The sequence below is a fragment of the uncultured Nevskia sp. genome (genome assembly GCF_903885465.1).
In the GTDB taxonomy this organism is placed as follows: Bacteria; Pseudomonadota; Gammaproteobacteria; order Nevskiales; family Nevskiaceae; genus Nevskia.
Genome location: NZ_CAISIQ010000176.1, coordinates 1 through 6797, shown reverse-complemented (window position 1 = coordinate 6797; position 6797 = coordinate 1). Strand labels below are relative to the sequence as shown.

The 6797-nt window shown below is 62.2% G+C and carries 8 protein-coding genes; all 8 read right to left on the bottom strand.

The genetic code is table 11. The annotated features are described in order from the left end of the window. Positions 1 to 979 (bottom strand): NAD(P)/FAD-dependent oxidoreductase (locus QZY06_RS06685; protein ID WP_295681924.1); only part of this gene is annotated, 979 nt, incomplete at its 3' end. A gap of 105 nt (positions 980 to 1084) precedes the next feature. Then, complete coding sequence (locus QZY06_RS06680) at positions 1085 to 2140, bottom strand: NADH:ubiquinone reductase (Na(+)-transporting) subunit F (RefSeq protein WP_295681920.1); 1056 nt, start codon at positions 2138 to 2140, stop codon at positions 1085 to 1087. Positions 2141 to 2243: 103 nt separating this feature from the next. Further along, entirely contained in the window at positions 2244 to 2609 is a 366-nt protein-coding gene (locus QZY06_RS06675; RefSeq protein ID WP_295681917.1) for a phenol hydroxylase subunit P4, read from the bottom strand. Positions 2610 to 2672: 63 nt separating this feature from the next. Beyond that, positions 2673 to 3107 carry a tautomerase family protein gene (locus QZY06_RS06670; RefSeq protein ID WP_295681914.1) on the bottom strand — a complete coding sequence of 145 codons (435 nt, stop codon included), beginning with the start codon at positions 3105 to 3107 and terminating at the stop codon, positions 2673 to 2675. Between the two features lie 9 nt (positions 3108 to 3116). Further along, entirely contained in the window at positions 3117 to 4745 is a 1629-nt protein-coding gene (locus QZY06_RS06665; RefSeq protein ID WP_295681911.1) for a YHS domain-containing protein, read from the bottom strand. A 59-nt stretch (positions 4746 to 4804) separates the two neighbouring features. Continuing rightward, positions 4805 to 5092: an MmoB/DmpM family protein gene (locus QZY06_RS06660; protein WP_022976859.1), complete on the bottom strand. Its 288-nt coding sequence runs from the start codon at positions 5090 to 5092 to the stop codon at positions 4805 to 4807. A gap of 19 nt (positions 5093 to 5111) precedes the next feature. Continuing rightward, entirely contained in the window at positions 5112 to 6107 is a 996-nt protein-coding gene (locus tag QZY06_RS06655) for an aromatic/alkene monooxygenase hydroxylase subunit beta (protein ID WP_295681907.1), read from the bottom strand. A gap of 28 nt (positions 6108 to 6135) precedes the next feature. Further along, on the bottom strand, positions 6136 to 6417 hold the full coding sequence (locus QZY06_RS06650; RefSeq protein ID WP_295681905.1) for a phenol hydroxylase subunit: 282 nt from the start codon (positions 6415 to 6417) through the stop codon (positions 6136 to 6138). Positions 6418 to 6797: the final 380 nt, after the last annotated feature.

Genomic DNA, 6797 nt, shown 5'->3' with positions numbered 1-6797 from the left:
TGGCGCCGGTGCCGATCACGCCGACCCGCTTGCCTTCGAGATTCACCGAGACATCCCAGCGCGCCGAATGGAAGTGCTGGCCGGCGTAGGAATCACGGCCTTCGATGTTCGGCCAGCTCGGCCGGTTCAACTGGCCGACGCCGCTGACGACGACATTCGCTAGTCGCGTCTCTTCCCCGTTCGGACCACGCAGCTTGATCGTCCATTGCGACGCGGCTTCGTCCCAGGTCGTCGCCAGCACTTCGCTGTTGAAACGAATGTGCTCGCGCAGGCCGAGCAGGCTTGCGCAGTCCTTCAGATAAGCCAGCACCTCGTCGCGGGCACCGAAGTACTCCGGCCAGATACGCTGCGCGAAGGTGTAGCTGTAGATGAAGCTGTTGATGTCGACCCGACAGCCGGGATAGCTGTTCTCGAGCCAGGTGCCGCCGACCTCGCCGTTCTTCTCGTAGATCGTGAACGGCACGCCGGCCTGCTTCAGGCGATGCGCGGTCAGCAGGCCGCTTTCGCCGGCGCCGACGATGACCACGTGAAACGCGCGATCCGGCGCGAGCTGAGCTTTCGTCCACGCCGGCCGCTGCGGATCGTCATCACCGAACACGATCTGCTCGTTGAGCAGGCGCTGCAGCGGCTCGGCGTCGCGGCCACAGATCCAGACCAGCACTGCCTGCATGAAGTCATAGCCCGGACGGCCCGGAACCGGCTTGCCGCTGTCGCGGAAAGCTCGCAGCACCTCGAAGCACTGCGCGCGGCCGGCGGCTTCTTTTTCTGCGGAAAGCTGGCTGGCATAGCTCGCCAGCTGATAGGTCGGCGTCCACTCCGGTTTCAGCAGCGAGGCATCACCGGATAGATGCGCGGCGGTCATCACCAGCACCGGGAATTCGCCGGCGCTGCAGTAGTGACGCAGCGCGTCGTCGTCAGCCGTCAGGCGAGTGACGGCAGGCGCAACGGTGGCGCCCGCGGCGGTGGTTTGCACAGTCATCAGGTCTCCTCGAACCGTTCGTTCGCGAAGCTCTGCTGGCTTCGTCGTTCTTCATCGAGTGTGCAGAGCGCACCGGGCCGCGTTAAGCCCGGGTCAGCCCGCTTTTCAGATCTTCTTGAACAGCGGGCTGCGCACCTGCTGGGCATCGGCCGCCGACAGGAACTTCTCCTGATAGATGTCTCGTTCGAACAGACGGCCCTGCATCAAGGTGGTGATGCAGGCATCGATCATCAGCGGCGGGCCGCAGAGATAGGCCTTGTGGCCACGGAAGTCGTTGTCGAAATGGGCCTTCGCGGCATCGTGAACGAAGCCGCGGAAGCCGGACCAGTTGCTGCTGTCCGGCTCGTTCGACAGTGCCGGCACGTAGGTAAAGTTCGGGTACTTCGCCGCCAGTGCGGTGAACTCATCGTGGTAGTACAGCTCGGCCATCGACCGCTGGCCGTAGACCAGGGTGATCGGCTGATCGCTGTCGGCTTCGAGCAGATCGAGAATCATGCTGCGCGGACTCGACAGGCCCGAGCCGCCGGCCATGAACAGGCTGGGGCTGCTCGCCGACTTGCGGACGAAGAAGCGGCCATACGGCCCGGCGATCTTCACGCGATCACCGACCTGCAATTGTTGATGCAGCCAGGCGGTGCCGACACCGCCGGGCACGATGCGGACGTTCAGCTCGATCTCGCTGCCGGTGGCGGGCGGATTGGCCAGCGAGAACGGCCGCGAGAAGCCGAGCTCGCCGATCGTCACGTTGACGTACTGGCCGGCCTGGAAATGCATCGCTTCATCGAGCTGCACCCAGATGCCCTTGATCGTCGGCGTCAGGTCTTCGATGCGGCTGATGCTGCCTTCGAAGTCACGCACCGGAATGATTTCGGCATCCGGTTCTTCGTCGATATCGGCTTCGATGGTGACGTCCGATTGCAAGGTGGCGCAGCAGGCCAGCGTCTTGCGCTCGTCACGCTCGAAATCCATCAGCGCGAACGGCGAGGCATCTCCATGCTCCACGTCGCCATCGACCACCTGCACCTTGCAGGTTGCGCACAGGCCATGACAGCAGGCGTGCGGCAGCCAGATACCGGCGCGCAGGCAGGCGTCGAGGATGGTTTGCTCGTCTTCGACCGAAATGGTCTGGCCGAGCGGTTCTATGGTGAGTTCGTAGCTCATCTTGTCTGGCGTTTAATGTTTCTAATGGAGTCGTAGGGCGGCCCGCGGCCGCCGCCACGGCGCAAATGAATCGGGACATGGCGGGCGTGGCCCGCCCTACGAATCAGCAGATCGCATTGCCATTGACGCCAGTGAGCCCCGGCGTGCTGAAGCTGATCGTGGTCTTGTGGCCGATGCCGTTATCGACCAGCGACTTCGCCGGGTCCGGCTTGAACGGGCCTTTCGAGGTCTTCCACTCGACCTGGCTCCAGTCGATCTGCTTGAAGTTCGGATGGGCGCCGAAGATGCCCGGCAGCACGCCTTCGATCAGCGCGCCAAACGGCGTCGTCGGCGGCAGCGGCACGCACATCGGCCAGGCGAACATCAGGTGCTTTTCCCAATGGATGTTGACGATCTGGTTGCCGCGAAACTTGTCGACGCTGTCCCTGAAATCGCCGTGATAATCCGGCGTGATGGCCTTGATGGGCATGGACTGATTTCCTCTATGGTTCGTAGCGCACTTGCCTGGGGGACAAGTGCGTGATGGATGGCTTCAAGCGGTTGTTGCGCGAGCCGCGATCTCTGCCGCTCGCCGCACACTCGCCGGCACGCCGCCAATGCCCCAGCGATCCGGGTGCACTTCGTCGATCTGCAGGCGAACGCGCTCGGCATTGGCGCCGAGCACTCTGGCGACGACCGCCGTCATCTCGGCGATCAGCTGGTGATGCTGCTCGACCGGCCGCCCTTGCAGCAGCACCATGCGGATGAACGGCATCTCGATCTCGCTGCGCGCGACCGTCTGCAGCACCTCGTCACCGGGCCGGCCATTGAGGCCCCACAGCGCCGGCTCCACTTCGGTGACCCAGACTTCGAGCCGATCCTTTGGTGCGCCGATGATCCGGGCCAGCGTGTCCGAGCACTCCACCACCAACTGCTTCAAGGTGGCTTGCGGATGGCCTTTCAGGACGATGACATTGCAGACGGGCATGGGCGGTTCTCAGACTGCTTTGCGGGCGACGTCGGATTGATTGCCGGTGTCACGAACGGCATCGGTATAGGCACCTTCGTGGATGTTCGCCGGGCGTGACGTCCACTTCTCCCAGTTGGTCGCATCGGCACTACCCTTGAAATCACCGCCGTCGACACCGGGCTTGATGCCCATGTAGCGCAGCGCTTCGTACATCGGGTTGAAGCCAGGCGCGGTCGGGTCGACATCGGGCAGGAAGCAGTTGCCCTGATAGATCTGGTGCACCGGCAGCCAGGCGTGCACGAACTTCTCCGGCGTGTCGTCGAAGATGTCCTTGCAGCCGTCCGAACACATGTGGAAGGTCTCGCCCTTGTATTCGGTTTCACGCAGGGACAAGGTCGTCGGATCGTTCGGCTCGGTGAACAGGCAAGGCCACTGGCAGACCTGACAGAGCTGCGGCAGTGTGGTGTTCTTGAACGGCGTGCCGGCCTTTTCCATTTCGCGCCAGTACTCGTAGCGCGGCCGGTAGTACTTGTCGAAGGTGTCCGGATACTTTTCGGACATCCAGTCCATTTCCTCCTCGGACGGCAGCCACATCTGGAAGCCGACGGCATCGCGGTTGGCGTAGAACACGCTCCACATCTGATGGGCCACGAGGCCCTTCTCGGCGATGGTTTCCGGCGCACGAGTCGGCGGCTTGATGCCGTAACGGGCAAGATCGGCGAACAGCGCGCCACCGTTCTGCTCGTAATAGATTTCCCAGGCCTCGTTCCAGGCCATGACCCGCTTCGGCAGCATGTAATCCATCATCGTCGCCAGCAGCGACAACAGGCGATAGCCGCGCCAGAACCACTTGTCGATCCACTTCTGGACCAGCGGTACGTTGGCCGGATCCTGCTCGAGCAGGAACTTGATCACCTCGATGCCGAGGGTCATGTGCCGTGCCTCATCGCTCTGTGCCGAGAAGCCGAAGCTGACCGTGGCCATGTCGCCGTTGAAGGCTGCGCCGGACATCCACGGCATGAAGGCGAGATTGGTCAGCACGTATTCGAACGCGAAGCTGATCGCGACGATGAACTCGAACGGACCGGAAGTGACGGCGTCCTCGAAGAACGATTTCGGAATCGACAGATACCAGGCGCGATCGAACTGGTACGGGAACTCGTTCATGCCGGTGAAGTACTTCGCGTACTGGCTGATCGTGTGGATCTGCGTCGTCGCGTGGCGCAGTTCGTCGAGTGACTGCATCTGCGCGGCGATGCGCGGGCCCACGCCCGGGAACTCGCGCGCCAGCATGCTGAAGCCGCGATGCGAGTCGTACTCGAGTTCGGTGATGCCGTTGATGAAGATCTTCAGCGCCTGCACGTAGCGGGCGTCAGTGACGTTGAACTGGCCGTTGTTCTGCTGGAAGGCGTCGACGATCGCGTAGAGCTTCCGCTCCTTCTCGCCCTGGTACTTCCAGTAGGCATCCATGGTCAGACGGAACGGGTCTTCCCACTTTTCCCAGTCGTGGATCTTGATGCCTTCGAAGCTGATGTTGCGGAAGATCTCTTCCTGCTTCTCGTAGCTGGGTTCCCAGCCGAGCCCGCGCGTCAGCAGCGCGTAGTTTTCCTTGAGGCTCAGTTTCTTCGCGGGCTTTGCATTGCCTTCAGCAGCCATGGATTTCCTCCTTCAGCAGACAGATTGGTGGGTTCGAAATGGAGTGGTCAATGACGGCCTCAGGCCGTTTTCCACTCGAGCGTGAATTCGTCTTCGGATTCGTCGACATTGCCGGCGATCGAAATCATGTTGATCTGGATTTCGCGCAGGTCGAAGTCGCGGCCCAGATGCTCCTCGACCGAGGTGCGCTTGATCACCAGGCGTCCCGGGCAATCGATCTTGACCATCGCCGGGTATTCGTGAACGACGGCATTCGGGTTGTCCTGCCGGATCGCTTCGATGATCGGCATGGTGTCGTTGTTGGCTTGCAGCGCGATGAAGACCGGCTGGGTGCTGGTGGTTGCCATGAGTGGAGTCGGTCCTGATTCAGACGCTGAGGCCGAGCTTTGCAGCCCGGGTATTGAAGGCGGCAACGACGGCAGCAAGCGCGTCCTCGGACTGGTTGCCGAGCGTGCTCTGCGCGATCGGCGCCAGCGCGGTGACCAGGCGATCACGCCAGGTCACGGTCCAGCCGGACAGCAGCGCCTTGTTCTCCGGGTTCTCGGCGGCGGCAGTCTTGATCACCGCGTCGACCCACTTGCCAGTCTCTTCGTACCAGCGCATCAGGTAGTCGGTCAGCGATGACAGCGCCGAGCCGTTGCCGGCGGCGATCGCCGAATCCAGATGCTGGAAGAACAGCGGATAGACCAGCGCATCGGCGACCAGGATCTGGGCGATGAACACCTCGAACCAGTCGCGGGTGACGAACATGCGTTCCACTTCGCGGCGCAGCGGCTGCCAGTCTGCGTGGTCGGTCCAGGTGGTCTTCGAGGCGAGCAGCGATTCGCCGCTGTTGCCGTCGATCAACAGACCGATGCGCGAGATGTGCTGCGCCATGCCGAGGCGATCCATCGTGTTCATCATCGCCGGCGAGGTGACCGCCGTGCCGTAGGCATAGGCGGCGACATGGGCGCTGTTGGTGTTCGCACCCCACTCGTAATGGCGCAGCGGCACGATCGCGTGCTCGATCAAGGCGCGGGTATCGGCCGGCATCGCCCGCAGCAGATCGCGCTTCTCGACGAAATCCAGCGTGCGATCCAGCGCGTCCTGCTGCTTGGCGCGGGTGGTCGTGTAGTTGCCGTAATAGAACTGGCGCGGGTCTTTCAGCGCGTACCAGTCCTTCATCGTGATCGCCGTGCGGCGGACATCGAACATCTCGCGCTCCGGATCCCAGAGCGGCTTGTAGTGGAAGTTGGCCGACGACTGGATGTCGTAGGTCGCCTCCTGATAGCGGGTTGCCGGCTTGTCGCCGAAGCGGCGCTGCAGATGGCCGAAGCTGTTGGTCAGCGGCTTGACGCTCTTGGTCCTGATCTCGACAGTCATGGTCTCTCCTCGCAGATTGGGTTTGTTGTTATTCGCTGATGCCGGGCTGGCCGTAACGCCACTTGAGCGCATCGGCATCGATCTGCGCGGCCTGGGCATCGTTCAGGTGGACGACCTGATTGCTGGCGCAGAACTCGCGATACGCGGCCATCGGCATGATCAGTTCGCAGGCGAGCCCGGGATCGCCGATCGCGAAATCGAAGATCACGAAGCCGTCCGGCCGGTGCTCGCGCAGACGGACGTAACGCTGCTGGGCGCTGGGATCTGCGGGCTCGGCGGCCCGTTCGACATACAGGGAAACGACGGTCATCTCTCTCTCCAGTCTCGCGACGGCCCGCTTTCAGCGATGCCGGTGATCAGGTCTTGGCCTGACGTCATGACGGTGAGATTGCATCGAGCGTGCCAGTGATCGCGAGCGCTCGCGGGGTGGCTCGGATCAGCGCTCAAACCATTGATTAAAAATGCTTGATGGCATTTTGAAGCGCTTCACGCTTTGATCGTATGTCTGAGGTTTCAGCCAGACTTTGATGATTTGATCAATTTGACAGGTGTGCGGATGAGAACACTTGATCCAATGGTTTAATCTGATGATCAAATCCGCTGCTCTTTGAGACTACGGCCATGTCTGCATCGCAACCTGCAGCCGCTGCGAAAAATCCGCCGGGCCAGAGTCCGGGCGCGACTCCGCTG